Source organism: Jatrophihabitans sp. (genome assembly GCF_051960575.1).
Lineage (GTDB): Bacteria > Actinomycetota > Actinomycetes > Mycobacteriales > Jatrophihabitantaceae > JBQCEE01.
This window is the reverse complement of sequence record NZ_JBQCEE010000230.1, coordinates 1-2,149: the sequence shown is the minus strand read 5'-3', so window position 1 is coordinate 2,149 and position 2,149 is coordinate 1. Positions and strand designations below refer to the sequence as shown.

The 2,149-nt window shown below is 72.4% G+C and carries 4 protein-coding genes; 3 read left to right on the top strand and 1 reads right to left on the bottom strand.

All coding sequences use genetic code 11. The features are described 5' to 3' along the window. The 3 genes from ACTHMS_RS12655 to ACTHMS_RS12645 all read left to right on the top strand — a co-directional run. Nucleotides 1-398 (top strand): response regulator transcription factor (locus ACTHMS_RS12655; RefSeq protein WP_440307025.1); only part of this gene is annotated, 398 nt, incomplete at its 5' end. Between the two features lie 43 nt (nt 399-441). Beyond that, nucleotides 442-849: a hypothetical protein gene (locus tag ACTHMS_RS12650; protein ID WP_440307024.1), complete on the top strand. Its 408-nt coding sequence runs from the start codon at nt 442-444 to the stop codon at nt 847-849. Next, complete coding sequence (locus tag ACTHMS_RS12645; RefSeq protein ID WP_440307023.1) at nt 839-1,204, top strand: DsrE family protein; 366 nt, start codon at nt 839-841, stop codon at nt 1,202-1,204. Before ACTHMS_RS12650 ends, ACTHMS_RS12645 begins: the two co-directional genes overlap by 11 nt. Nucleotides 1,205-1,238: 34 nt before the next feature. Here ACTHMS_RS12645 and ACTHMS_RS12640 read toward each other — a convergent pair whose 3' ends face one another. Then, a complete protein-coding gene (locus ACTHMS_RS12640; protein ID WP_440307022.1) occupies nt 1,239-2,033 on the bottom strand; it encodes a DUF427 domain-containing protein in 795 nt (264 codons plus the stop codon). Nucleotides 2,034-2,149 lie beyond the last annotated feature (116 nt).

The following is a 2,149-nucleotide window of genomic DNA, read 5'->3' as shown; positions in this document are numbered from 1 at the left end:
CCGCCGAGGTGTACCAGGCGATGGGGGAGGCGCGGCCCCACCGTCCGGCGCACGACGCGGCCATGCGCGAGGCCGCCCTGCTCGCCGAGGCGGAGGCCGGGCGCCTCGACACCGCCGCCGTGCGCGCGGTGCTCGCCGTCGCCGGGCACCGTGTGCGGCGCCGGGCCGGTCTGCCGGCCGGTCTCACCGGACGCGAGGTCGAGGTGCTCGCGCTGCTCGTGCGCGGGCTGTCGAACCGGCAGATCGCCGAGACGCTCGTCCTCTCGCCACGCACGGTCGGTAGCCACATCGAGCACATCTACGCCAAGATCGGCGTGAGCACCCGCGGGGCCGCGGCGATGTTCGCGCTGCGCCACGGCCTGGTCGACGCAGCACCCGCCCCGACGAACATCGGGTGATCGCCCGATGTGAGCAGGTGGTCGGCGTCCGTAGACATGCGCCATGACCACTCTCGACGTCCTCCGTGAGGACACCCCGCTCTGGACGACGGGCGGCGTCTTCCTCGACGCGCTCGCCCGCCGTGACTTCGTGGCGCTGGCCGGTGTGCTCGCGCCGGACGTGCGCTTCCGGGCGCTGCTCCCACCTCGTGTCGTCGAGGAGTCGACGGCGGACGCGGCGGTCGACCACTTCCGTCGCTGGTACGGCGACGCGTCGGCGTTCAGCATGGCCGACGCCGCCATCGGTCAGGTCGGCCCCGTGCTGTCGTTGCGCTGGTGTGCCCGGGTCACCGACGCCGCGGGAATGGTGCGCGAACTGGAACAGCACGTCTACGCGCGGGTCGACCAGCGCATCGTCGCGCTCGACCTGCTCTGCTCGGGCATGCACGAGGTGACCACCGATGGCCGGTAAGGCGGTGGTCAGCCTGACCACCGGGCTCGAGGACCCCGAGCGGGTTACCGTCGCGTTCCTCGTCGCGGTCGGTGCCGCCGAGACCGGACGCGAGACGCTGATGTTCCTGACGAAGGAGGCGGTGCGGCTCGTGACGCCGGGCGTCGCGGTGCTGACGGCCTGCGAGGGCTGTCCGCCGCTGCCGTCCCTGCTCGACCGGTTCCGCGCCGCCGGCGGGCGCTACCTGGTCTGCCCGATCTGCGTCGACGCGCGGAAGGTCGACGCCACGACATTCGTCGAGAACGCCGAGCTCGGCGGCACAGTCCCGATGTGGCAGTGGATCGGCGACGAGCCGGCGGTCACCTTCAGCTACTGAGACGGACGGGTCCTGGAGCAGCGAGCCGGCGGCGTCAGCTGAACGGGCTCACCGGCCGCACGAGCCGCGTGCCGTCGACGGTGAGGTCGACCCCCTCGTTGAGGAAGGCGACGAGACCGGCGATCGGCTGCAGCGCGGCCGTGGTGAACGCGTAGCTCCAGGCGGCGTCCGGCACGACCGTGTCGCCCGCGACGGCGTCCCAGTACCCGGTGGTGCGGCCCTTGTAGGGGCACTCGGTGCGGGTCTGGTTCGCCCGCAGCAGGCTCAGGTCGACGTCGGTGGGGTCGAGGTAGTACCGCGTCGGCAACCCGGTCTCGAAGACCAGCACCGGCGATCGCGACTCGGCCAGCACCACGCCGTCGAGCTCGACCCGCACGTGCCGGCTCGACCGCACCGCGTCGACCCGCGTGTACGGGTTGCGCGGGTGCACGTACACCTGCTCGTCCTCCTCGAACCAGGCGTCCAGGGCCGACCATTCGATGCGGGCGGTGCCGGCGAGGCCCGGGACGGCGTCGTCCCCGAACAGGCGGACGACGCCCTCACGCACGGTGTCCCCGACGCGCAGGCCGTGACGCCGCGCGGTGCCGAAGCGCAGGTGCTGCGTCCGGCCCTCGTCGACGAGGACGGACGCGTCGATGTCGGCGACCGGCAGGTAGTACTGCGGGTAGCGCTCGTGCTCCCAGACGTACCGGGCCGCGACGGTGTCGACCACGGTGTGTCCGGCGAGCAGACCGCGCACGCGCCGCGGCGCCGGCTCCACGCGTCCGGTCGTCGCGGCCATGGGCGGGAAGTCGCGCCACGGTTCGGCGGGCGTGCTGTCCTGCGACATGGGGATCCCTTCCGACGGGGCGGGGGGGGGGGGGGGGGGGGGGGGGGGCCCCCGCCCCCCAAAAACAAAGAACGAAAGGTAGTTTTTTTTTTGTTGTTTTATATTTAATTCCCCCC

Bases quoted from the DNA above. Each gene is read 5' to 3' on its own strand.
- ACTHMS_RS12650 (WP_440307024.1), top strand. From the start codon at position 442: ATGACCACTCTCGACGTCCTCCGTGAGGACACCCCGCTCTGGACGACG.
- ACTHMS_RS12640 (WP_440307022.1), bottom strand. From the start codon at position 2,033: ATGTCGCAGGACAGCACGCCCGCCGAACCGTGGCGCGACTTCCCGCCC.
- ACTHMS_RS12645 (WP_440307023.1), top strand. From the start codon at position 839: ATGGCCGGTAAGGCGGTGGTCAGCCTGACCACCGGGCTCGAGGACCCC.